Source organism: Pseudorhodobacter sp. E13, assembly GCF_003991405.1.
In the GTDB taxonomy this organism is placed as follows: domain Bacteria; phylum Pseudomonadota; class Alphaproteobacteria; order Rhodobacterales; family Rhodobacteraceae; genus Pseudorhodobacter.
This window is the reverse complement of sequence record NZ_RPEN01000134.1, coordinates 1-23,997: the sequence shown is the minus strand read 5'-3', so window position 1 is coordinate 23,997 and position 23,997 is coordinate 1. Positions and strand designations below refer to the sequence as shown.

Genomic DNA, 23,997 nt, shown 5'->3' with positions numbered 1-23,997 from the left:
CTACAACCCACGCCGCAAACACTCAGCCCACGGCTGGAAATCACCCGTGGCCTTCGAACAGAGGGCCGCTTAACATAAGCACCTGACCGGAACAGAACCGGTGCAGGTCCAGTAAGCCGATGCGCTGTATTGTTGGTGTCCGTTGAAAGGGTTCTGTGTGACTTCTGATCCTGAATGACGCTGTTCAGAAGTTCGAGGAGGACAGTTTGGATTTGGCGATCGTTGCTTGCCATTTTGGGAGGTTCCTTTAGTTTGCATGGGCAGGAATGCAGATTTTTGGGCTGTCACGAGAAGGATTTCTGCAATTCTGTCCCGTAAGATGTGCAGGCTGCTGAGCAGCGCGAAGCGGGCTTTTAAGTGACGCGGTTCCAGTTCAATCGAAATTTCACCACCGCGGAACGGCGCAATGTTTGGACCCTCGAACAGGGCTGTTAATTTGCCGCGCCTATTTGGATTCTGCTCGACGCTGAAGCCTCCAGGCAGCAGTTATAACTGCGTTGCAAACTGCTCAAAGGACGTGGGCCAGCCCGAGAATGCCTCCCTGATGGCCTCGACCAAAAGACGAACCCTTGGCGCACTCCCCCTTTTCCCTCAGGCTAACGAGAGTGCCCCCAAAACCTTGCTTTGGTTTAAACAGGCGATGGGGCCTTGACTGACTCCCTGTAGGATCAATCTTCTTCGCTCTGTCCTCCAGCGCCTGCGGATGCCCGCCACTGCATGCAGATGCAGTTTTTCTGTTGCGACGTTGATGTGGCGTTGATGTAGACTGCAAACTAAGAAAGCCGAGCGTTACGCTTGTCCTTTAAGTCTCTGATAATAATGGAAGCTTTTGGTTGCGGGAGACCGCAACCGCCGTAATCTACCTCATCTGCGGTGCGCAGTTTAGGCCGATATGCCGGTAAGGCTTCAAAACTGCTTTCTCTCTGTCGTGACCTTGGCTTGCCAGACCTCGCCATAGGCCATTCTCTTTGGGTCTCCTCTGGGGGGCGGTGCGGTTTCTAGCGGGGGTAGGCTCTGTGCGAATAGCAAGGCTGCACCGGCACTTGTGCCCGTGGCGGATTCCCTTGCCTCTACTCCGTCATTGTAAAGGCTGGCGAGCATGGCCAGGTAATCGGGATTACGCGCGAAGGGGCCTTCGATGACGCAGGGACCCTTCGCACCGATCATTTGCAGGCCGGTATGTGTCATCAACGCGAGGTAATAAGACAACGCCACCAATCGTTGCCCATCGGTTTGCGGCGGTTGGGTCCAGCGCATCTGCTGGCCGGCGAAGGGGCCGGAGTTTTGCTCCACCGCCGGCAGCAACATGATGGACTGGTCTAGCACAGCTTGCCGGTCGGTTTCCGTTGCCTTGGCCTTTGTGCCACCAAGGATCATATCAAACTCACGTCCGCCCATGAAGCGGGCCGATGGCACCGCCTCCCCCAAGGCATTCACATTGATCAGCGTGTCGCGCGTGGGGTCCAGTAAGGGTGCCGCGCCGCGCATCGCCATCATGATGACCCAAGTGCCGGTGGAAACGACAGAGAACGCACCCTTGCGCGCCATCAGGTGCGGAAACAGTGAGGCGTTGGAATCGTGAATACCGACGGCCACGGGCAGCCCCTGCGGCAAACCGGTCGCCTCCGCGGCTTGCGCCGAAACGGTGCCGATTTGGGCGTTAGGCCTGCGCGGTGGGGCGATCAGGGTTTCTATGCCCAAACGCTTTACCAAGCTTGAAAAGCCGCCCTTTTCCGGCAGCCACAGATCCGTGTGACAGCCAAGGCTGGTGATGTCGCAGGCAAGATTGCCCGTCAGCAAATAACCCCAATATTGCGGATAAGTGACGATATGTTTGATCCTCGCCCTCAGCCCCGGATCATTGGTAAACTGCCAATGCAATTGTGCGCCGAGGTTCAACCCCAAAGCCAAACGCGGCGAGCCGGTTTCAGCAAAGGATGGCCGCAGCGCGTCATATTCAGCCGCCGTTTCTGAGGGCCCTGTGTGTTCATAATCCAGCATTGGCAGCGCTGCCCCATCATGCCCGATCAGCGTGGCGGCCGCGCCATGCGTGGTGATTGACACCCCATCAACGCCAAACTCTCGGTGAAAGTCGCGCAGACCCTTGCAGAAAAATTGCCAATGCCCGACAAGGTCATAATGGGAAAAGGGGGGGGCGTGCAGCACGGTGTTGGGGCGAGTACGCACGGCCAGTTCTGACAAGTCTTGCAGATCGACCAAAGCCAGTTTTGCATTGGTCTTGCCAACATCTATAACGGCGATCTTGCGCATCATGGCATATGAAAAACTGGCGAAAGCGGGGCGCTGACCGGCTCATTCGAGGGGTGGGTGTCCATGATATCGGCCATATAAGCCCACCATTTCTGCATCACCGGATGGCTGGGCAGATCAGCCATTGCATGCCCATCCTTACGCCACAAAACTCCGAACAGGATATGCGTTTCCTCGTCCAGATAGATCGAATAATCGCTGACGCCCGCGTCTTTCAGCAGGGCCACCAGATCCGGCCAGATGGCATCATGGCGGCGGATATATTCGGCCTTCTGACCGGGATGAAGTTTCATCTTGAAGGCGTATTTTTCCATCAGCCCCTCCACATTCCCCAAAGGCGCGGCAGCGCAATCACGCCGATCAACAGCGCCCCAATCAGGATCGACATCACAATCCCCGGCACATTCAGCAGGCCAAGGCCAAAGGTGACCAGCCCCATGACAAAGGCGGCAATCACCACGCCCGGAATCGTGCCGGACCCGCCCAGAATATTGACCCCGCCCAGCACGACCATCGTCACCACCTCCAGCTCCATCCCGAAGCCGATGGACGGGCGGGTAGAGCCAAGCCGCGAGGTCAGGCAGACCGAGGCCACGCCCGCCATCAGCCCCGTCAGCAGGAAGAGGATGAATTTTACACGGTTCACCCGGATGCCTGAAAACAGCGCCGCAACCGGGTTGTTCCCGACCGCATAAACGGCACGGCCAAAGTTGGTCAGGTGCAGCAGAACGCCGAACAGGATCGCCAGAACCGCGAACAAGGCCAGCTCAAACGAAAACACCCACCAGACATAGCCTTGCCCAAAGAATTTGAACCCAGCCGGGTAGCCACCATAAGAGGTATCGCCCAGAACGATATAGCTGATGCCGCGAAACAGGCTCATCGTGCCGATGGTCACCACGATTGAGGGCAGGCCCATCGCCGTGACCAACAAGCCATTGAAGGCCCCGCAAATGACCCCAACCGTCAACCCGATCATCACCAGTGTCGCGGGTGACGCCCCCACCTGCGCCGCTGCCCCCATCGCCGTTGAAGCCAGCGCCACGATAGAGGCCACCGACAGATCAATCTCTCCGGCGATGATCAGCAGGGCCATGGCAAAGGCGATCATCGCTTTTTCGGTAAAGTTGAACGTGGCATCCGACAGATTCCACGCGTTCAGGAAATAAGGTGAGGCAAAGGCGTTGAAAGTGAAAATCGCCACCGCCACGGCCAGAAGTAACGTCTCCCATGATTTCAGGCGGCGTTGCAGCGGGCTTTGCAGGCGGTCGGGGATATAACGGTCGGTGCTGCTCATGCCACTGGCTCCGTTTGTTTCAGGATGATGCGGCCGCGGGTCCGGTTGGCGCGAGAGTTCAGCACCACCGCAATCAAGATTGCAGCGCCCGATATCGCAAGCTGCCAAAAGGGCGAGATGTTGATGACGGGTAGCGCGTTCTTGATGACGCCAAGGAACAAGGCCCCCAGCACCGCGCCACCCACAGTGCCGACGCCCCCCGCGATAGAAATGCCGCCAATCACGCAGGCTGCGACCACGTCCAGCTCAAACCCGCCGGCGATATCGACATAGGCCACGGCATAGCGCGACACCCACAGATAGCCCGTCAGCCCGGCCAGCGCACCCGAGATGGTAAAGGCCCAGAACTGGGTGCGCCCCACATTCAGCCCCGTGTAAACGGCCGCATGCGGGTTGCCACCCACCGCATAAAAGGCACGGCCAAGGGTGGTGCGGGTCATCACCACGATGGCGATCAAAATCACCGCCAGCGCGATCCACGACAACACGGGGAAACCCAGAAACACATGGCGTGGCAAGGCTTTGAACGGCGCGCTCATCTCATGCGCGTTGACCCATTTGCCTTTGGAAATCAGAAAGATGATGCCGCGATAAATGGTCATGGTGCCCAGCGTCACAACGATCGGCGGGATGTTCAGCTTCCAGACCAGAATGCCGTTGAACATGCCCAGAACCGCGCCAAGCGACACGGCGACCAGCAAGGTCACCGCCAGTGGCAGATCGGGCGCTGCGATGTTCAGCAGGGAAACCACCATCCCCGTCAACGCCAGATTGGCTGCGACCGACAGGTCGATACATTTGGTCAGGATCACAATCATCTGGCCGATGGCAAGGATCATCAGCGGGGATGTATCGTTGAACACATTGGCCAGATTGGCTGGGGTGATGAAGGCCGGAAAACGCAGCGCAATCACCGCGATCAACACCAGAATTGCAGCGCTGAGAATGGCTTCTCGTGACTGAAGGTAACGCCTTATCATTCCATATCTCCAATTCCCGCGGCGCGGCGGACAAGGGTTTCCGGCGTCAGCGCCGCGCCTTGCAACTCGTCCACGATGCGGCCTTCGCGCATGACGATGACACGGTCCGACATGCCCAGCACCTCGGGGATCTCGGATGACACCATGATGACCGCCAAGCCTTCCGCAGCCAGTTCCGCCATGAATTCATGCACCGCCGCTTTCGACCCGATGTCGATGCCTTTTGTCGGCTCATCCAAAATGATCACGCGCGGCTGGGTCGCCAGCCATTTCGCAATCACCACCTTTTGCTGATTACCCCCCGACAGGTTCCCCACCGCCGTTTCCAGCGATGCGGCACGAAGATCCAGCCGGGCAGTATATTCGCGGGCCAGTGCAAATTCCTGCGCAAGCCGCAAAAACCCGTGGCGCGAGGTGCGGCCAAGCGAGGGCAGCGTGACATTTTGATAAATCGGCAGCGCTGTAATGGCCCCCTGCCTGCCGCGATCTTCCGGCACATACACAATCCCATGCGCCACCGCATCCGCCGGAGAGCGGATAATCCGCACATCGCCGTCAATTCTCACCGCGCCTTTGCTGGGCTTTGTGATGCCGTAAAGGGCCTGCATCACCTCGGACCGCCCCGCGCCGATCAGGCCATAAAAGCCCAAAATCTCGCCCCGGCGCAGCGAGAAATTGATATCGGCGAATTCGGTCGGGTGGTCATAGCCCACCACTTTCAGCACCTCTTTGCCCGGATTGTGGCGGCGTGCCGGGAAAATCTGATCCACCGAACGCCCGACCATCATCTGCACCAGCGCGCCTTGGGTGACATCGCTCATCGCGCCTTCACCCACGAATTGCCCGTCGCGAAACACGGCATAGCGGTCAGCAATTCGAAAGATCTCATCGAATTTATGGCTGATGAACAGGATCGCCTTGCCCTGCGCTTTCAGCTTGTCAACCAGCGCGTAAAGCTCGTGGATTTCCTTGTGCGACAGCGCGGCGGTCGGTTCATCCATGATGACCACGCGGGCATCCACCGACAGTGCGCGCGCAATGGCAACCAGATGTTTGCTGGCGATGCTCAGGTCGCGCAGGCGGGTCGTCGGGTCAATCTCGGCCTCGATCCCTGTCAGGATATCCCGCGATCTGGCAATCATCGCAGCGGTATCTATCAGGCCAAAACGCCCACGAGGCGCATGGCCCAGAAAGATGTTTTCGGCCACGGTCAATTCGTCAAATAGAACGGTTTCCTGATGGATGGCCGTTATGCCCTGAGCCGCCGCAGCTTGGGCATTGGCAAAGCGCACCGGACGGCCATCAACCAAAATCCTGCCGCCATCAGGCTGGTAAATCCCCGTCAGCACCTTGACCACGGTCGATTTGCCCGCACCGTTTTCGCCGATCAACGCGGTGACCTGGCCGGGATATAGCGACAAAGACACCTCGGACAGCGCGCGCACGCCGGGGAATTCTTTGGTCACAGCATCAAGGGCAAGAATGGCCACGGGCGCTGCGGCGGAGGGCTGCGGCTGCATGAACGTATCCAATTGTTGGAAGGGCAGAGAGGAACCCGGCGCAAACCATAGCTGCGCCGGGTCCAGTTAAATCAGAAGATCGACTTGAACTGTTCGATGTTCGACTTGTCATAGGTGAACGGGTCCGACATCGCGGCCTCGCCGTTCTCGTCCAGCGTGGCTTCGCCCATGCGGCCCATCGGGATGCTTGCGCCCGGTTCGGCCTTGGCACCTTTGGCAATGTTGTAAGACAGCATCGTCGCCGCATAGCCCAGATCAATCGGGTTCCAGATTGCGAAGGAAACCGTTGCCCCGGATTCGACCGCCCCAGCCATTTCAGACGGCAGGCCAAGGCCCGTCACGTTGATCTGCCCGATCTTGCCAGCATCCGTCACCGCCTGCGAAGCGGCCAGAATGCCTACCGTCGTCGGTGCGATGATCGCCTTCAGGTTCGGATAAGTTGCCATAAGGCCCTGCGCTTCGCGGTAAGATTTATCGGCAAGGTCGTCGCCATACACCGTGGCAACCAGATTCACCTTCGGGTAGTTGCCCATCACCTTTTTCATCTCTTCAATCCAGGTGTTCTGGTTGGTAGATGTTGCGGTCGCAGACAGCACGGCCACATCGCCGCCATCGGGCAGATGGTCTGCCGCCAGTTTGATGATGGTATTGCCGATCAGCGCGCTGGAGGACGGGTTGAGGTGCATCATGCGCCCCTCTTTTGCCACGCCGCTATCCCATGAAATGACGGTGATGCCGCGGTCCATCGCCTTTTGCAGCGCCGGGGCAACGGCATCCGGGTCATTGGCCGAAATGGCAATCGCATCGACGCCTTGCGCGATCAGGCTGTTGATCACTTCGATCTGGCCTTCTGCGGTGGTGTCGGTCGGGCCGGTGTAGATGATTTCGACATCACCCAATTCTTTGGCAGCTTCTTCCGCGCCCTTGTTGGCCGCTTCAAAAAAGCCGATGCCCAGCGCCTTGACCACCAGCGCAATGCGGGTGGTTTCGGCTTGCGCCGCAGTCCCCATCAGGGTTGCCGCCACTGCGACAGTGGTTAGAATCTTCTTCATTACAGTCATGTTTTCCTCCCTGGAATTACTGTTCCGGCGCCTAGGACGCCGCTTCGTCAGCTTGCGCGGCCCCAAACGGGGCGACGATCAAGGTCACATCCGCGGCCTCCAACATGGCGGCGGCTTTATCTGAGATGCCTTCGTCTGTGATCACTGTGTCGATCCGGCTGAGCGGGCACAGCACCAAAGGCGAACGGTTCTTGAACTTCGAACTGTCGACCAGCACGATCAATTCATCTGCTTGCCCGATCAGCTTTTGCTCGGCCTGCACCAGCAGCGGGTCGCCCTCCATCAGGCCAATCGGGGCCAGACCATGCGCACCCATGAACATGCGCTTGGCATAGACATTGCGGGTCACGTCATTGTCGAAAGGCGACAGGATGATGTTCTGCTCGCGGTAAATCGTGCCGCCGGACAGGGTGATGGTGTTCTTGGAATGCTTGAGCAGATGTTCCGCAATCGGGAACGAATTGGTGAACACCTGAAGCCTGCGATTGGCCAGCGGATGCACCATCTGAAAAGTGGTGGTGCCACCGTTGATGATGATGCTGTCGCCATCCTTGCAAAGATCGACAGCGGCGCGAGCAATCGCCTGCTTCTGCTTGGCATGCATCGTCTCATTAACCGAGAAGGGCCGACCAGCAAGCCCCACAAACTGCGGTGGATTAATGGATTCCGCCCCGCCGCGCACCCGGCGCAGACGCTTTTGCATATGCAGCGTGGCAATGTCGCGCCGTATCGTCGCCTCAGAGGCAGAAGTCATTTCGCACAGCTCAATGACTGTGACTACCGGGCGATCTTGCACGGCAGATAAAATGACCCTGTGGCGTTCGGATTCGTGCATGGCTGTCTCCCCTTACCCTTACGATGTGCGCGGATTCGCCTTGTGTCAATCATAATTTGTCATATTCAATCATGCTGCAGGTGCAAACGATCACTCATGATTGTTTTTGATTGACATTCTGACGCACCCACAGCAACACTTCGGTCAAACAGGGCTTTCAATCCGTCAGGCCCTTGGGAGGAATATCATGACAGTGAAAGCAACAGATCGCCTTTTGGATCAATGGGATACCAAGAAGGCTAGCAGCATGACCGAGCCGGAAAAGCTGCTTTATCGCTCGAATCTTCTGGGGTCTGACAAGCGCATCACCAATTACGGTGGCGGCAATACATCCGCAAAGGTGATGGAACTTGATCCATTGACGGGTGAACAGGTGGAGGTGCTTTGGGTCAAAGGCTCTGGCGGGGATGTTGGCTCTATCAAGATGGACGGGTTTGCCACGCTGTATATGGACAAGCTGCGCGCCCTGAAAGGCATCTACAAAGGCGTCGAGATGGAGGATGAAATGGTTGGCCTGCTGCCCCATTGCACCTTTAACCTCAACCCGCGCGCGGCCTCTATTGACACACCGCTACATGCCTATGTGCCGCGCAAACATGTCGATCACATGCACCCTGATGCGATCATCGCCATCGCAGCCGCCCGCAATTCCAAGGAGCTGACAGAACAGATTTTCGGCAAGGAGATCGGCTGGCTGCCGTGGAAACGGCCGGGCTACGAGTTGGGCTTGTGGCTGGAGAAATACTGTCTGGAGAACCCAGAGGCCAAGGGCGTTGTGCTGGAAAGCCACGGGTTGTTCACTTGGGATGATGACGCGCAGGCCTGCTATAAGCTGACGCTGGAGATCATTCAAAAAGCGATGGATTGGTTTGACGCGCAGACAAAGGGTATCCCAGCGTTCGGCGGGCCGGTCCACAGCAGCCTAGACGCAAAGGCGCGGCAGGCGGTTGCCGCACGCCTGATGCCTGCCATTCGCGGTATGATTTCGGGCCATCAGCATATGGTCGGGCATTTTGACGATTCCGATGCCGTGCTGGATTTTGTGAATGCCAAGAACATGCCGCCGTTGGCAGCCCTTGGCACCTCTTGCCCTGACCATTTTCTGCGCACCAAAATTCGACCGCTGGTGCTGGCATTTGACCCAGCGCTACAGAATATTGAGGCTGTGATGGCAGGCTTGCCCGATCAGATTGCAGCCTACCGCGACGATTACGCGGCCTATTATGACCGTTGCAAGAACCCGACTTCGCCAGCCCTGCGCGACCCAAATGCGGTGGTCTATCTGGTGCCGGGTGTGGGCATGCTGACCTTTGCCAAAGACAAGGCCACGGCGCGGATTTCGGGGGAGTTTTACATCAACGCGATCAACGTGATGCGCGGTGCCTCGGCGGTGTCGGAATATTGCGGTCTGCCGGAACAGGAAGCCTTCGATATTGAATACTGGCTGCTGGAGGAAGCCAAGCTGCAACGCATGCCGAAGCCCAAGGCGCTTGCGGGCCGGGTAGCCTTGGTGACAGGTGCTGCGGGTGGGATCGGCTCGTCCACCGCCGCGCGGTATCTGCAAGAAGGGGCTTGCGTGATGCTGGCCGATATTGATGCCGAGGCGCTGGCCCGCACCCATGCCGATCTGTCGGCCCGTTTTGGCGCGGATGTGCTGCGGAAGGTGCAGATGAACGTCACCGATGAAGCCGCCGTGCAGGCCGCTTTTGCCCAGACTGCGGTGGAATTTGGTGGGGTGGATATTCTCGTCTCCAACGCTGGGATCGCGTCTTCTGCCCCGATCGAAGACACCAGCCTCGCGCTGTGGAACAAGAACATGGATATCCTGTCCACCGGGTATTTCCTTGTCAGCCGCGAAGCGTTCAAGCTGATGCGGGCGCAGGGTATCGGTGGCTCTATCGTCTTTGTGGCCTCGAAGAACGGGCTTGCGGCTTCGCCCAATGCGTCGGCTTATTGCACGGCCAAGGCGGCAGAAATCCACCTGGCCCGCTGCTTGGCGCTGGAGGGGGCCGAGGCGGGCATTCGCGTCAATGTGGTCAACCCCGATGCGGTGCTGCGCGGATCAAAGATCTGGTCGGGTGAATGGCTGGATCAGCGCGCTTCGACCTACAAGACCGACAAGGACGGGCTGGAAGAAATGTATCGCCAGCGCTCCATGCTCAAACGTTCGGTCTTTCCCGAGGATATCGCCGAGGCTGCGTATTTCTTTGCCTCTGACCTGTCGGCAAAATCGACCGGAAACATCATCAATGTCGATGCTGGCAATAAAGAAGCGTTCACGCGCTAGGGGGCTGTTATGAGCTATGAAACCGCCAAGGCTCGCTTTGCCGATTGGGGCGTGGATACGGAAAGCGCGATTGCGGCGCTGTTGCAGATACCGATCTCGGTGCATTGCTGGCAGGGCGATGATGTGCGCGGGTTTGAACGCACTTCCGGCACCTCGGGGGGCGGCATTCAGGCCACGGGCAACCATCCCGGTCGCGCCCGCACCCCGGATGAGCTGCGCGCCGATCTGGAGTTTTCCTACGGCTTGCTGCCGGGCAAACACCGTCTGAACCTGCATGCCTGCTATCTGGATACGGCGGAGTCGCCAGACCGCGACGCGATTGAATACCGCCATTTCGCCCCTTGGGTGGATTGGGCGCGCGATCAGGGCCTGGGGCTGGATTTCAACCCAACTTTCTTTGCCCATGCCCGCGCCGATGATAACCTGACCTTGTCGCACCCCGATCAGGGTATTCGCGATTTCTGGGTCGAACATGGCCGCCGCTCACGCGAGATTGCGTCACAGATGGGGGCGGCGCTGGGGTCGCCTGTTGTCAATAACATCTGGGTGCCGGACGGCTACAAGGACATTCCGGTGGACCGTATGGCGGCGCGGCAACGGCTGGATGCGTCACTTGATGCGATGCTGGCAACCCCGCATGACCATCTGCGCGACGCGGTGGAATCCAAGCTGTTCGGCATCGGGGTAGAGGCCTGCACCGTCGGCAGCCACGAGTTTTATCTGGGCTATGCGATCCGCAAGCAGATATTGCTGTGTCTGGATATGGGCCATTTCCACCCCACCGAAAACATCGCCGACAAGCTTAGCGCGGTGGCGCTTTCAGTGCCGGAACTGCTGCTGCATGTTTCGCGCCCGATGCGTTGGGACAGTGACCATGTGATCCTGCAAAACGACGATATTCTGCAAATGGCACAGGAATTGGTCTTTGCTGGCCTGCTGGGCAAGACCCATATCGGGCTGGATTTCTTTGATGCCACCATCAGCCGGACAGCGGCTTGGGTGATCGGCGTGCGCAATATGCAAAAGGCGTTGCTGCGGGCGCTTTTGTTGCCGCAAGCGCGGTTGAAAGCGGTCGAGGTGGCTGGCGATTTCACGGCGAGGCTGGTGCTGACCGAGGAATTGCGTGACCTGCCCTTTGCTTCCGTGTGGGAAGAGGTTTGCTTGCGGGCGGGCCTTCCCACTGGTGCTGCGCTTTTGGGCACATTAGAAAGCTATCAGCGCAGCGTTTCCGGTAGGGGTTAAGGCCCGCTTCTTTCAATCCTGAGCGATGAGGGCGGGGCTTTGCCCGCCCTGCCCCGCTGCGCCTGTCAGAACATCTCCAGCAGCGCGTCAATCTCGGCCTGCGTGGTTTTGCTGACGGTGACTGTAGGGCTGCGCACGAAACTATGGGCAATGATGCCCCGACGTTTCAGGATTTGCTTGTGCAGGTGATAAAACAGATCACCTTCCTGCGCGCCCAAACGGTTGATGGCCATGATGCGGCTGTCCAGCCTGGCCCGCGCGGCCGCCTCATCGCCGGCTTCGAGATGGTGCCAGACGGCGAGGAAATCTTCGGGCTGGCTACAAAACGGCATGGTGCCGCGCGCGCCGCGACGATATTCCTCGATCATATAGCTGCCTGCGGCGCCGCCGATCACGGTCAGACAGCGCCCGACATGGGCGGCCATAGCAGCGACTTGGGGCACGGTTGGCAGGGTTTCGACCTTGATCGCAACCACCTGCGGCGCGCGCAATGCAATCGCCTTAGCCAAGGCGGGCGGGATCGGGCCTTGCGGCACGTCTTGCAAAATCACGGGCAGGTCACAAGCTTCGGCAAGGGCGGCAAAGTGATCCAGCGTGCCATCGGCCCCGACGGGCATGAATGATGGCGGGAACATCATCAACGCATCGGCCCCGCAATCCTTCGCCTGCCGGGCATAGTGAATGGAAAGGTCTGTGCCATTGGCCGAGGTGTTCATAATCACTGGGACGCGGCCTGCCACCGCCTCTACCACAAGGCGCAGCAACTCGGCGCGCTCTGCCTCGGTCAGTTTGAAAATCTCGCTGCCGATAGCCAGACCAAGGCCATGCACACCTGCTTTAATGTTGAACTCCACCAGCGATTTCAGGCTATCGGCATCAATCCGGCCCTTACTGTCAAAAGGGGTGATGAGGATCGGTATGATCCCTTCAAAACTGGCTGTGGTCATGCGGCTTGTCCTTGGTTGAGGCGTCAAAACGGAACATCAGGTCCAGTTCGGTCTGGATCGGGCGATTATCGGGGTGGGTTTCCATCAGCGGGGCCATATGCGCCCACCAGCGCCGCATTACCGGATCGGGTGGGGCATCGGGCGGCGCGCCAATTCGGTCTTGCACCGCAAACAGGGTCAGCCCGTGGCGAAAGATGTCAAAACGCATCACGCCGGATTGCTGCATCAAGGCCAGCATTTCGGGCCAGATCGCATCATGCGCGGCCTTGTAGGCCGCCTCACATCCGGGTTTGAGTTGCATTGCCCAGGCCCGCCGGATCATGGCTCGGCCATGCGGTTTTCGGTGATGTAATCCCAGATGATATCATAGCCCATGCCCGGCATTTCCGGCAGGGTGATCATGCCGTCCGGGTCCATCGGGTCACAGTTGCGGCGCAGGTAGGGGTGGGGCGCATCATAATCGACACCGGGGGCCAGCAGGCCTTTTTCGTAATATTCGCTGGTATCCTCTGACGTCGCGCCCATGGCCTGCAAATTGCCCCAGCCCGCCATGTGAATCTCGCATTTGATACCGAACGCCTCACATACAATCGCGGTTTTGCGGCACCCGGTCAGGCCGCCGCGCCGCACGTCCATCCGGCTCATGTCGCTTGCGCCGCGCAATATCCATTCAGCACGGGTGAACACGCCCCCCGCTGCAATTTCTGGTGCGAGGATCGGGATCGAAAGTTCCCGGCATAGCCGCACATAGCTTTCGACGCGGTATTCCGGCATGGGATGCTCGAACCAGTAGAAATCCAGCTTTTCCAGTTCACGCCCGACTTTGATGGTTTCTTCCAGCGTGTGATAGGTGCCCCAGACATCATACATCAGCACCATGTCCGGCCCCACCGCCTCACGCACAAGGTGGATGGTTTCAATATCTGCGCGGATGTTTGAGGGGCGGCCCGGGCTGGGTTGGCCGGTTTCCGGTGTCCAGAAGTAATGCGGGTGGATCTTGTAGGCGGTATAGCCCTGCGCCTGACAGGCCAGCGCATGTTCGGCATAATCGCGCGGCTGGCCGATATTCGGATAGGTGGAGGCATAGGCCTTTACCCTATCGCGCGCGCCACCCATCAGCTTATAGGCCGGGGTGCCAAAGGCACGGCCCGCCAGATCCCACAACGCCAGATCGACGACGGAGGCCACCACTTCGGGAATATTGGCGACCCAAAGCCATTTCCAGATCATTTCCCGATCAAACGGGTCTTGGCCCACCAACAGCGCCTTGAGCCGCCCGGTCAGCATGTGTTGCTCTACTACATTCAGCCCATCCTGATCGCCGTGCTTGCCGCCGCCCAGGAAATAGCCGCTGATCCCGTCATCCGTGTCGATGCAGGTGATGGTTTGATGCACTTCCGCCTGCGGGATCAGGCGGCCATGGCCAATATCCCAACGGTCGGCATGGGTGCGAAAAGGGATGCAGCGGATATCGGTGATCTTCATGGCTTCACCCTTCGATGCGCTGGCCTGTCTTGGCGTCAAAGGCGTGCATGCGCCCTGGTTCCACCCGCAGGCCGATCGGGTCCCCGACCCGCGCGGTGATCCGGTCACGGGTTGTCACCAGAACCGAAGCGCCCCCCAGATGCGCAGTGAACTGTATCTCTGCACCCGTTGGCTCTACCAGACTGACAAGCGCCGGGGCTGCTGCTTGATCGATAATGAAATGTTCGGGGCGAATGCCCAGCGTAAAGCTGCGCCCTTCGGCCACAGGCACCGGCAAGGGGCCAAGGGCTGTGCCATCGGCCAGCACGCATTGCCCGCCCTTTGCAGTCGCATGCAGGAAATTCATCGCGGGGGAGCCGATGAACCCCGCGACAAAGACATTCGCCGGATTGTCATACAATTCCAGCGGCGCGCCGATCTGTTCAACATGGCCTGCCTTCATCACCACGATCCGGTCGGCCATGGTCATCGCCTCGATCTGGTCATGGGTGACGTAAACAATGGTGGTGCCAAGCCGCTGGTGCAATTCCTTGATTTCAGACCGCATCTGGACCCGCAGCTTGGCGTCAAGGTTGGACAATGGTTCATCAAACAAGAACACCGCCGGGTTGCGCACAATCGCGCGGCCCATCGCCACCCGCTGCCGCTGCCCGCCCGAAAGCTGTGCGGGTTTGCGGCCCAGCATCTCGGTCAGGTCCAGTATCTCGGCCGCCTTGCGCACCTTGGCTTCAATCTCGGCCCTTGGCACCTTGGCAAGCTTAAGCGAGAAGCCCATGTTTTCGGCCACATTCATATGCGGGTAAAGCGCATAGTTCTGGAACACCATCGCGATATCACGGTGCTTGGGGTGCAGTTTGTTCACCACTTTGCCGTCGATGGTAATCTCGCCGCTGCTGATGGTTTCCAGCCCCGCCAAACTGCGCAAAAGCGTGGATTTGCCACAGCCCGAGGGGCCGACAAGCACGGTGAATTCACCATCAGCCACGTCCAGATTGATCCCATGCAGCACCTCGACAGCGCCATAGGATTTGCGAATATTGCTAAGCGATACAGAACCCATGTTATCTCCTCTGCGCGGTGCTGACGGCGTTGCCATCAAACAGGGCCGCAATTCTTTGGGGGGGGTGATTGCCGATAGAGGCGATGCCATCGGGCGGCATCCGGCCCAGCGCTATCGGCGCGGCGGGCCCCATCAAGCCGTAAAGCGGAGAGCCTTCGCCACGGTCCACAAACTCCACCACAGCATCTGTCTGGCAGGCCATGGCCAGCGCCAATGCCCAAGGCTGTTCGGCGGTGTTATGCAAGATGACCGGCACCGACGCCGCCGCAGCCATATCCAGGATGCGCAGGGTTTCGGTGATGCCGCCGCACCAGGCGACATCGGGTTGCAGAATGTCGGCCAGACCCTCGCGCAGAAGTTCGGCGCAGTCAAAGCGGTTAAAGCAGAAATTCCCCAGCGCCAGCCGGATATCCTTGCCCGCCCGCGCGCGGATTTGGCGCAGACCTTCCAGATCATAGGGGGGCAGCGGATCCTCAATCCAATAGATATCCAGATCGCGGGCGGCCTCTGCAAAGCGCAGGGTATAATCGGCATCCCACGCCATGAAGGCATCCAGCATGATCCGGCCTTCCGGCCCGGCATGCTGGCGAAAGCCTTGCATATAGGCGAGGTTTTCGGTCAGCCCCATGTCGCCTTGCGTCGCGCCAAAAGGCATCGCTGCCTTCAGCCCCCACCACTTGCCGTTGGCCTGCGCCTCGGGCTGGGGTGTGGTGCAATAAACCGCAAGCGCTGCCCCGGTGCCGCCACCCAAAAGCTCGGTCAGGCTGCGGCCTTCCGTTTTGGCCCGCAGGTCCCACAAAGCGATATCCACCGCCGCAATCGCCATCATCGAAAAGCCGGAACGATCACAGGGCAGCAGCGAAAAGAACATCTGATCCCAGATTTCTGCGACATCCGTTACCTCGGCCCCTGCAAGCAGCCGCGCCAGATGATCTTGCACGATCAAGGCAACGATATCGCCGCCATTGGTGCAGGACCACCCCACTGCGCCATCGGTAGACTCAATGCGCACGAAAACCTTATTCGTGGGCCACATCCAGCTTGATCGCTTTTCGCCAAATTTCGGCCAGCGCGACATAGGAGAGGCAACCCGGCTGGTTTGCAGTTTCTGCGCCTGAAAGCCGCAATCGACCGAACGGGCTTGAATGGATTTGATTTTCATCCTTTCACCGCCCCGGCCAGCAAGCCGCGCGTGAAGTAGCGTTGACCAAAGAAAAACACGATCATGATCGGCAGCGCCACAAGGGTCGCCGCAGCGCCGACGCGGTTGAATTCAATCGTGAACAGTTCCACAAAGCTGGCAAGCCCGATGGTGACGGTCTTGTTTTCCGAGGACTCCATCAGGATGGAGGCAAAGGCAAATTCCGACCAAGCCCCCACGAAATGCCACATCGCGGCGGTGATAAGCGCAGGCGTGGCCAATGGCAGCACAATTTTCACCATGCATTGCAAACGGCTTGCCCCGTCCATCATGGCGGATTCTTCCAGTTCAAACGGGATTTCGCGCAGGGATGACGCGATGATCCAGGTCGCGAACGGCAGGCCGAAAGCGGAGTAAAGCAGGATCAACCCGATCAGACTGTCTTGCAGGCCCAGCGTGTTCATCAGGCGATAGGTCGGCAACAGCAGCGCCGCGCCTTGGAACATCCGGCTGACAAGCAGGCCACCAAGGATCAGGTCACGCCCCGGGAAGTGGATGCGCGAGAAGGCATAGCCAGCCAGCGTGCCGAAAATCAGCACCAGCACGGTGGAACTGATCGCCACCAGAAAGCTGTTAGAAATCAGCGTCGGCCATTGCAGCAGTTGGCTGGATTGCGAGTTGGAATCGAACAGGGCGGTGTAGGCCTCGATCGTGGGGGATTGCGGCCAGAAGGTCAGTGGCAGGCTGGCCAGTTCTTGCGTTGTCTTGAACGACGCAAGGATCAGCCAAAAGATCGGAAACAGGATATAGGCCGCGATCACTATGCCGATGAGCGCAAGAAAGGTCCAATACAACGGGCGGGGAGAGGGGTTCATGCGTTGCCTCCTGCGGCCCATGACCGGCGGTTGATGTAAAGATAAAGGCCCACCACCAGCATCAGGAACACAAGGTTGACAACCGACATTGCCGACCCGACACCCCAGTTAAAGAACTGAAAGCTTTGCTGGTAAATATAGGTCGCCATGATCTGGCTTGCGTTCGCGGGGCCGCCCCCGGTTGTGACCCAAGGCAGCGTAAATTCAGCTGTGATCCAGATCATCGAGATGACAGTGACGGCGGTTAGCGAAAAGGCGATGTTGGGCAAAATGACATAGCGCAGGCGGTGGAAAGCATTGGCCCCATCCATCCGGCTCGCCTCTATCTGCTCTGCCGGAACCGCGCGAATTGCGGCGCATAGGATCAGCGCCACCAGCGGCATTTTGCGCCAAACAAGGATCAGCACCAAAATCCACATCACCATGTCGGGATTGCCAAGGAAAGAGATCGGGCCATCGGTCACACCCATTCGCGAAAAGCTGTCACCGATGATGCCAACCTGCCCGTGCAGCATCCATTTCCACGCCATCGCCGTGACCACATCGGGCAACACCCAAGGCAGCAGGATCAAGGCGCGCAGGGCACCAGTCAGCTTGCTGTCAATTGCCAGAAACAGGCCGACGCACAGCCCGGTCAGAACGCAAGCCACTGTGCCGCCCAAAATCCAGATGGCGGTGTTCTTCAGCACCACAGGAAAGACCGGATCAGCCAGCAGCGCCTTGAAATTGACCAGCGTGCCAAAGCCACGCGCCTGCCCCATCACAAATTGCGTCAGGCTTAGGGTAATCACATCCCAGGTGGGCCCGATGACAAAGGCAAGCACCGCCGCAACGACGGGCAAGATCATGAAATAGGCCAGCCAGATATCACTTCGGCGGTTCACGGGCGCCTCCTTTTCGATGGTATGGGGTATAGTGTATCCATCGGCGGGACGGACCCGCCGAGGAAGGTTCAGACCATAGGTTGCAGCAGGTTATCCGCGCAGCAGGTCAATTTGCGCCTGAGCGGCGGCGTTGGCTTCATCCAGCGCTTCTTGTGGGGTTTTTTGGCCCAGAACGACTTGCTGGATCGCTGTTGCCAGCGCGGATTCCACCGCCGACACGCCGATGAAGCGCGGCATCGGCTCTGCCCCATCGAACAGCGTGCCCGCCTCGTAGGACGCAACCCAAGCCGGCCATGCCTTTGCCAGACCTGCCTCTTTCCACGCGGCCTTGCCTGCGGGCACCCGCGCAATCTCGGGGTTGCCGCCCCAGATGTTCAATTGTGCATCCTGCGACCAGAAGTCGATATAGGCCAGCGCCGCCTCGGGGTTCTGGGTGCGCGATGACACCATCAAGACGGCAGTGCCATCCATGATCGCGGCTACAGGCGGATAGGCACCGCTGGGCGCATCAGGTTTCGGGAACGGCGCGCCCTGCCAATTCATCCCCTCTTGCACACCCCAAGGCGTGTTGAGCCATGACAAACCGATCCACATCGCCGCGCGTTTCTGCCCGAAAAGCTGGGCGGTATCGCGGAAGTTGGTTTCGGTCATGGAATTGCCCGACGGGGTGGACCCATCCGCGATCAGATCGGCATAAAGCTGCAAGGCATCCACGACCCCGGCATCATTCAACCGGACCTGCCCTGTGGCTTCGTCAAAGATGCGCCCACCATTGGCATAAGCGATGCCTTCAAAGATATTGATGTCAACTGGGGCCGTGGTAGCCGGGAAGGCAATGCCGGGACGGTCGGGTTTGGTCATGGCCTTGGCATAGGCGCGCAGCTCGCTCCATGTGGCTGGCGGGCGGTCAAACCCGGCTTCGGCCATGGCATCACTGTCAATCGCGATAAAGGCCGACATATCGACATAGGTGGGCAGACCGTAAAGCTTGCCCTCATGCATCCCCGCATTCAGCACTTCGGGCACCATGCGCTCTTTCCATCCGGCGATCTGGTCGCCAGCGATGTCATCCAGCGGCTGGATCATGCCAAAGCCCGCGAATTCCGGGATATCTTGCCCAAAGGCAATGATCACATCGGCCAGCTTGTTGGTCTGGAACCCGGCCAGCAACTTCTGCCGCCGAATTTGCCCATTGAAGAAGGAATAGTTCAGTTCCACCCCAGCGTTTTCAGCAAGGAATCTCTCATTCGCTGCGGGCCAGGCTTCAACCTCGGCGGGGGTGCCGCCAAATTTCCACACCGAAAGCGCGCCTGTCGCCGCAAGCGCAGGCCCGGCAGGGGCAAGCGCCACTACGGCCATCGCGGTTGAACCCGCCAAGAACGCACGTCTGTTTACGTTAACCTTCATTCCAGTTCCTCCCTGAGAATAATGTCGCGTCGAATTTGCCTGATTCCGCCAATGACATTCGTATATCATTGGCTATTGCGCTATGATTAGCCCGATGATATTCGTATGTCAACGCAAAGATTCTGGACGGCTGTTCACCCACCAAGCTAGGGGTTGATGGCTGTGGCGGGCAGGTAGAAACGGGGGGCGACAGGTGAAAGAACTACGCCGCAGGGCAACATTGCGCGATGTGTCTGAAAAGGCAGGTCTATCCCTGATCACTGTATCACGCGCCTTGCGCCAGCCAGAAACCGTGCAACCTGATACCCGCGACAAGGTGATGCGCGCGATTGATGAAATTGGTTATGTGCCCAACCTGATGGCGCGCTCGCTGGTCTCCAACCGATCCAACATGATCGGGGTTGTCGTGCCTATCCTGACCAGTTCGCTGTTTGCGGATTTCGCGCAGGGCGTGGCGGGGGTGTTGCAACGCCACAATATCCAGATGCTACTGGGGGTCAGCCAACGCTCTACCTTGCAAGAGGAAGAAGCGGTGCGCACCTTCATCGCGCGGCAGGCGGATGCGATTATTGTCACCGGCTTCACCCATACCGACACCTGCCGCAAAATGCTTGCGGGTTTTCATGGCCCCATTGTCGAGACATGGAACCTGAGCGACAAGGCGATTGACCTTAGCGTGGGCTACAACAACTTTGCCGCTGCCGCCGATATGACGCGCTATTTGCTGGGCAAAGGGTATCGCGAAATTGCGATGGTCGGTGGTGCCTTTGAAAACAACGATCAGGCCACCGACCGGCGCGATGGTTTTCTGTCCGCAATGGCCGAAGCGGGGCGCAAGGTGCGGCCGGAATTCATCCTCTCGGTGCCGAACCCGACCACGATCCAAAGCGGGGCCGATCTGATGATGCGGCTGCTGGATGGGCCGGTCAGACCGGATGCGGTGTTCTTTCAGGCCGAATTGCCGGCCCAAGGCGCAATGATGGCTTGTCTGTCGCGCGGCATCCGCATCCCAGAGGATGTGGCTATCGCCGGGTTTGGTGATCTTAGCCTGTCGGCCCTTTTGCCCGTCCCCATGACCACCGTGCGCATCCGCGCGCAGGATATGGGGGAACGCGCCGCCAATCTGGTGCTCGGGCGGTTGGCGGGCAAGGCCAGCAGCAATGCCGGGCAAGACATCGGTTATGACCTAAAGATCAGGAAAAGCGCATGAACAAGGCAGCACGTCAGGGCGAAGAGAGCATTCGCGTGGCGATCATCGGGGCGGGGCATTTTGCCTATCGCGTCCATATCCCCACGCTTGCCGCCCGGCCCGAGGTGGTTTTGGACAGCGTGTGCCGTATCGGGGCGCAGGACTTGGCGGTGATCAGGGACGAATTTGGCTTTGCCTATGCCAGCGAAGATTGGCGCAGCGTGCTGACCCGCGACATTGATGTGGCCGTTATCGCAACCCCGCATCATCTGCATTTTGAACAGGCCACCGCTTTTCTGGAAAAGGGCTGCCATGTGCTGGTGGAAAAGCCGATGTGCCTTGATCCGGCCCAAGCCTGGGCACTGGTCGAAACCGCGCGTCGGGCGGGCCGAGAGCTTTTGGTTTCCTATGGCTGGCACTACAAGCCGGGGCTGAAACAGGCCCGCGAGATGATTGCACGCATTGGCCCGATTGAGCATGTGCTGTGCCATATGGGCAGCTTTACCCGTGGCGTTTTTGCTGGGGATGGCGGGGTCTCGAACTGGGCGGCTGTGCGTATCCAACCTGAACGCGAGACATGGCAAAACGCCGATAACGGTGGCGGCTTTGCCTATGGTCAGCTTAGCCATGCGCTTGGCCTGCTGTTTTGGCTGACCGATCTGCGCGCCGAAACCACCCGCGCGATGACATGGAACGCCCCTAGCGGGGTCGATCTGCACGACGCGGCTGTCGTTCGTTTTGACAGCGGGGCGACGGGTGTGCTTTCCGGCAGTTGCGGTGTGCCCAATGGCCACGGGTTTGAGGTTGATCTGAAAATCTACGGTGCGCAGGGCATGGTGATGCTGGATATTGAGACAGAGCGCCTTATCCTGAAACTGCCGAACGGGCAGCGCGAAGAGGCAAGCGTGCCAAAAGGTGCATGGAAGTACAGTTGCGAAGGCCCGGCCAATGCTTTGGTTGATCTGGCGCTTGGCAAAGGTGGCAACGAAAGCAATGGCGATATAGGCGCGCGGGCGGTGGAAACCCTGTTTGCGCTGCTACACTCTGCCCAAAGCGGCGGGGCCGAGGTTCGAACAATTCAACGGGAAAAGGTGTAGACGCATGACTTTCAACGGGAAAACGGCCATTGTGACAGGCGGCGCGCAGGGGATTGGCGGGGCGGTTGCCTCGGCCCTTGCGCAGCATGGCGCGCGGGTCGCGATCTGGGATATGGACAGCGCGCTGGCCGAAACCAAAGCGGCAGAGCTGGGCAAGGGTGCGATAGCGGTGACAGCCAATGTCGCTGATGAGTCTTCGGTTCAGGCGGCTTTTGCCGCCACGGCCAAGGCGTTTGGCCGGGTGGATATTCTGGTGAACTCTGCCGGGATCGCCGGGGCCAATGCCCCCGTCAAGGATTACCCGCTTGCCGAATTTGAACGCATCCTTGCCATCAACCTGACGGGCACGTTTCTGGTCAACAAGGCCGTGGTGCCGATGATGGAGGCGCAGAATTATGGCCGTATCGTCAATGTCGCCTCGGTCGCCGGGAAAGAGGGCAACCCGAATGCGTCAGCCTATTCCGCGTCCAAGGCGGGGGTGATCGGCTTTACCAAATCGCTGGGCAAGGAACTGGCGGGCAAGAATATCGCGGTGAATTGCGTCACCCCTGCCGCCGCGCGCACCCGCATCTTTGACCAGATGAAGCAGGAACATATCGACTATATGCTGTCGAAAATCCCGCGCGGGCGGTTTCTGGAGGTGGATGAGGCCGCCGCCATGATCCTGTGGCTGGTGTCCGAAGAAAACAGCTTTACCACCGCAGGCACCTTTGATCTGTCGGGCGGGCGGGCGACCTATTGAAGCGGCGCGCGCCATGACACTTCCGGCCGAGATTGTCGACGCCCATCACCACCTGTGGGATCTTGGCCGGTTTCCCTACCCGTGGCTTGCCCCGTCTGCGCCGCCCCGCCCGTTTGGCGACCATACAGCGATCAAGCGCAATTACCTGCCGCGCGATTATCGGGGCGATTTTGCGGGCCTGCCGCTGGTGGCCTCTGTGCATGTGCAGGCCAATTGTGGTGCCGCGGACCCGGTGGATGAAACCCGCTGGCTGGCAAGCCTGGCGCAAAGCACGGGCCTGCCGACGGCGGTTGTGGGCTTTGCAGATATGACGCGCGCGGATGCCCCTGCCGTGCTGGCGGGCCATGCGGCTTTTACCATTGCCAGAGGCGTGCGCGCGCTGGTTGCCTGGGACAGTGCCGGGCGTTGGCGGTTTGCGCAGCGACCCGGTGTGCTGTCTGATCCGGTGTTCCGCCACAACGCCGCTCTGCTGGTGCGGCTGGGCCTCAGCCTTGATCTGGTCATCGCGCCGGAACAGATGCCAGAGGTTGCCGCCTTGGCGCAGGATTTGCCCGACCTCCCGATCATCCTCAACCACCTTGGCACGGCAGAAATCGCGCAGTTTGATCTGTGGAAGGCAGGCTTGCGCCAGCTTGCCGCGCATCGAAACATCGCAATCAAACTCTCGGGTCTTTGGACCATCGACAAAGCCTGGTCACCCGCCGCACTGCGCCCGTTTCTTGCCGAAGCCCTGGAACAGATCGGCGCGGCGCGGCTGATGTATGGCTCCAACGCTCCGGTAGAAAAGGTGAATTGCCCGGTTTCCAGCCATGTCCCGATCCTTGCGGGTTTGATCGACGCATTGGACCCCAGCGCCATGCCCGCACTCTTTGCCGACACCGCGCGGCGGCTCTATCGGTTGGCTCCCCAGCAATGAGCCTCGGCTCAGGACTTCGGTAACGAGGCCGTCCTGCTGTCACTGCCGCCTTCGCCTTAGATCACCTCGGGTGCACGCTTCGGTCCGCGGTCTGCGCGGGGCTGCCAACATGATGCTGGTTCTATGCAATTCCGATGTGCCCATCTCATTGGTGTGCTCGATGTGGATCGGCAACAGTCCTGAGCACCGTTGCCGCCAATGGTTTACGTTGCAAACCATGAGAGAGGCGTCATCGGAACCGCCTCCCTGGGGGACCGCGAAGGCCTGCGGTCAGGCAGGCAACGGTTTGGAGCTCAGTTTATCAGGCCGCACGGAGCATAACGATGTCTGATCGGAAGTCGGTATCGTCGAATAGCCCCTGGTTTGCTAGACGCCTTGCAGTTTCAGTTTCTGCTGCTGTTCGAAGGCGATCAGTGACAGCATGCCGTTCCTAACGTGTTTGCGCTGCGGGTTGTAGAAGAACTCGATGTAGTCCGCTGGCCAGTAGGCGATTGCCCGCAATCGCCGTAAGGCGAACACATCTTGACGGGCTTCTTCGCGGGTTTTGTATTTCCGGCGGCGGATGCGTTCGCGTTTGAGCAGGTTGAAGAAGCTTTCCACCACTGGACCTGCACCTGGACCTGCACCGGTTCTGTTCCTGTCAGGTGCTCATGTTAAGCGGCCCTCTGTTCGAAGGCCACGGGTGATTTCCAGCCGTGGGCTGAGTGTTTGCGGCGTGGGTTGTAGAAGCCGTTGATGTATTCCGTTGCCCGGCAATGGTT

The 23,997-nt window shown here is 59.3% G+C and carries 22 protein-coding genes and 1 pseudogene; 6 read left to right on the top strand and 17 right to left on the bottom strand.

Annotated elements, in window-relative coordinates; translation table 11 throughout:
* The 8 genes from EGN72_RS19405 to EGN72_RS01830 form a co-directional block, all read right to left on the bottom strand.
* Nucleotides 1-233 (bottom strand): hypothetical protein (locus tag EGN72_RS19405; RefSeq protein WP_233586995.1); only part of this gene is annotated, 233 nt, incomplete at its 3' end.
* Between the two features lie 673 nt (nucleotides 234-906).
* Nucleotides 907-2,274 (bottom strand): FGGY-family carbohydrate kinase, encoded by a 1,368-nt coding sequence (locus EGN72_RS01860; protein ID WP_127044951.1) that lies wholly within the window; start codon nucleotides 2,272-2,274, stop codon nucleotides 907-909.
* Nucleotides 2,271-2,585, bottom strand: coding sequence for an L-rhamnose mutarotase (rhaM, locus tag EGN72_RS01855; RefSeq protein WP_127044950.1), 315 nt, complete (start codon nucleotides 2,583-2,585; stop codon nucleotides 2,271-2,273). Before rhaM ends, EGN72_RS01860 begins: the two co-directional genes overlap by 4 nt.
* Nucleotides 2,585-3,568 (bottom strand): ABC transporter permease, encoded by a 984-nt coding sequence (locus EGN72_RS01850; RefSeq protein ID WP_127044949.1) that lies wholly within the window; start codon nucleotides 3,566-3,568, stop codon nucleotides 2,585-2,587. The genes rhaM and EGN72_RS01850 overlap by 1 nt, the downstream gene beginning before the upstream one ends.
* Complete coding sequence (locus tag EGN72_RS01845; protein WP_127044948.1) at nucleotides 3,565-4,548, bottom strand: ABC transporter permease; 984 nt, start codon at nucleotides 4,546-4,548, stop codon at nucleotides 3,565-3,567. Before EGN72_RS01845 ends, EGN72_RS01850 begins: the two co-directional genes overlap by 4 nt.
* Nucleotides 4,545-6,068 carry a sugar ABC transporter ATP-binding protein gene (locus tag EGN72_RS01840; RefSeq protein WP_127044947.1) on the bottom strand — a complete coding sequence of 508 codons (1,524 nt, stop codon included), beginning with the start codon at nucleotides 6,066-6,068 and terminating at the stop codon, nucleotides 4,545-4,547. The genes EGN72_RS01845 and EGN72_RS01840 overlap by 4 nt, the downstream gene beginning before the upstream one ends.
* 71 nt (nucleotides 6,069-6,139) lie before the next feature.
* On the bottom strand, nucleotides 6,140-7,129 hold the full coding sequence (rhaS, locus tag EGN72_RS01835) for a rhamnose ABC transporter substrate-binding protein (RefSeq protein WP_127044946.1): 990 nt from the start codon (nucleotides 7,127-7,129) through the stop codon (nucleotides 6,140-6,142).
* Between the two features lie 31 nt (nucleotides 7,130-7,160).
* The gene (locus EGN72_RS01830) at nucleotides 7,161-7,964 is read right to left on the bottom strand and encodes a DeoR/GlpR family DNA-binding transcription regulator (RefSeq protein ID WP_127044945.1); all 804 of its coding nucleotides are present in this window, start codon (nucleotides 7,962-7,964) and stop codon (nucleotides 7,161-7,163) included.
* 187 nt (nucleotides 7,965-8,151) lie between these two features.
* Between EGN72_RS01830 and EGN72_RS01825 the strand changes: the two genes are divergently transcribed.
* Nucleotides 8,152-10,251, top strand: coding sequence for a bifunctional rhamnulose-1-phosphate aldolase/short-chain dehydrogenase (locus EGN72_RS01825; RefSeq protein WP_127044944.1), 2,100 nt, complete (start codon nucleotides 8,152-8,154; stop codon nucleotides 10,249-10,251).
* A gap of 9 nt (nucleotides 10,252-10,260) precedes the next feature.
* The gene (locus tag EGN72_RS01820) at nucleotides 10,261-11,493 is read left to right on the top strand and encodes an L-rhamnose isomerase (protein ID WP_127044943.1); all 1,233 of its coding nucleotides are present in this window, start codon (nucleotides 10,261-10,263) and stop codon (nucleotides 11,491-11,493) included.
* A 65-nt stretch (nucleotides 11,494-11,558) separates the two neighbouring features.
* On the opposite strand, the gene EGN72_RS01815 is transcribed toward EGN72_RS01820, so the two are convergent.
* From EGN72_RS01815 to EGN72_RS01780, 8 genes are all read right to left on the bottom strand, one after another.
* Nucleotides 11,559-12,440, bottom strand: a complete 882-nt coding sequence (locus EGN72_RS01815) for a dihydrodipicolinate synthase family protein (protein ID WP_127044942.1) — start codon at nucleotides 12,438-12,440, stop codon at nucleotides 11,559-11,561.
* A complete protein-coding gene (locus tag EGN72_RS01810; RefSeq protein WP_127044941.1) occupies nucleotides 12,421-12,762 on the bottom strand; it encodes an L-rhamnose mutarotase in 342 nt (113 codons plus the stop codon). Before EGN72_RS01810 ends, EGN72_RS01815 begins: the two co-directional genes overlap by 20 nt.
* Complete coding sequence (locus EGN72_RS01805) at nucleotides 12,759-13,925, bottom strand: enolase C-terminal domain-like protein (protein ID WP_127044940.1); 1,167 nt, start codon at nucleotides 13,923-13,925, stop codon at nucleotides 12,759-12,761. Before EGN72_RS01805 ends, EGN72_RS01810 begins: the two co-directional genes overlap by 4 nt.
* A gap of 4 nt (nucleotides 13,926-13,929) precedes the next feature.
* Complete coding sequence (locus EGN72_RS01800; RefSeq protein WP_127044939.1) at nucleotides 13,930-14,985, bottom strand: ABC transporter ATP-binding protein; 1,056 nt, start codon at nucleotides 14,983-14,985, stop codon at nucleotides 13,930-13,932.
* A gap of 1 nt (nucleotide 14,986) precedes the next feature.
* Nucleotides 14,987-16,147: an enolase C-terminal domain-like protein gene (locus EGN72_RS01795; RefSeq protein ID WP_127044938.1), complete on the bottom strand. Its 1,161-nt coding sequence runs from the start codon at nucleotides 16,145-16,147 to the stop codon at nucleotides 14,987-14,989.
* The gene (locus EGN72_RS01790) at nucleotides 16,144-17,001 is read right to left on the bottom strand and encodes a carbohydrate ABC transporter permease (RefSeq protein ID WP_158623113.1); all 858 of its coding nucleotides are present in this window, start codon (nucleotides 16,999-17,001) and stop codon (nucleotides 16,144-16,146) included. The genes EGN72_RS01795 and EGN72_RS01790 overlap by 4 nt, the downstream gene beginning before the upstream one ends.
* Nucleotides 16,998-17,885, bottom strand: a complete 888-nt coding sequence (locus tag EGN72_RS01785) for a carbohydrate ABC transporter permease (protein WP_127044936.1) — start codon at nucleotides 17,883-17,885, stop codon at nucleotides 16,998-17,000. Before EGN72_RS01785 ends, EGN72_RS01790 begins: the two co-directional genes overlap by 4 nt.
* A 90-nt stretch (nucleotides 17,886-17,975) precedes the next feature.
* On the bottom strand, nucleotides 17,976-19,262 hold the full coding sequence (locus EGN72_RS01780) for a sugar ABC transporter substrate-binding protein (RefSeq protein WP_233586993.1): 1,287 nt from the start codon (nucleotides 19,260-19,262) through the stop codon (nucleotides 17,976-17,978).
* Nucleotides 19,263-19,485: 223 nt separating this feature from the next.
* On the opposite strand from EGN72_RS01780, the gene EGN72_RS01775 reads away from it, so the two are divergent.
* The 4 genes from EGN72_RS01775 to EGN72_RS01760 are packed head-to-tail and all read left to right on the top strand — an operon-like array spanning nucleotide 19,486 to nucleotide 23,236.
* The gene (locus EGN72_RS01775) at nucleotides 19,486-20,502 is read left to right on the top strand and encodes a LacI family DNA-binding transcriptional regulator (RefSeq protein ID WP_127044934.1); all 1,017 of its coding nucleotides are present in this window, start codon (nucleotides 19,486-19,488) and stop codon (nucleotides 20,500-20,502) included.
* On the top strand, nucleotides 20,499-21,578 hold the full coding sequence (locus tag EGN72_RS01770; RefSeq protein ID WP_127044933.1) for a Gfo/Idh/MocA family protein: 1,080 nt from the start codon (nucleotides 20,499-20,501) through the stop codon (nucleotides 21,576-21,578). Before EGN72_RS01775 ends, EGN72_RS01770 begins: the two co-directional genes overlap by 4 nt.
* 4 nt (nucleotides 21,579-21,582) lie before the next feature.
* Entirely contained in the window at nucleotides 21,583-22,320 is a 738-nt protein-coding gene (locus tag EGN72_RS01765) for an SDR family NAD(P)-dependent oxidoreductase (RefSeq protein WP_127044932.1), read from the top strand.
* A gap of 13 nt (nucleotides 22,321-22,333) precedes the next feature.
* A complete protein-coding gene (locus tag EGN72_RS01760; RefSeq protein WP_127044931.1) occupies nucleotides 22,334-23,236 on the top strand; it encodes an amidohydrolase in 903 nt (300 codons plus the stop codon).
* Nucleotides 23,237-23,602: 366 nt separating this feature from the next.
* Here the strand turns inward: EGN72_RS01760 and EGN72_RS01755 are convergent.
* Nucleotides 23,603-23,839 (bottom strand): annotated as a pseudogene (locus tag EGN72_RS01755) (hypothetical protein); the annotation flags it as partial.
* Between the last annotated feature and the right edge of the window lie 158 nt (nucleotides 23,840-23,997).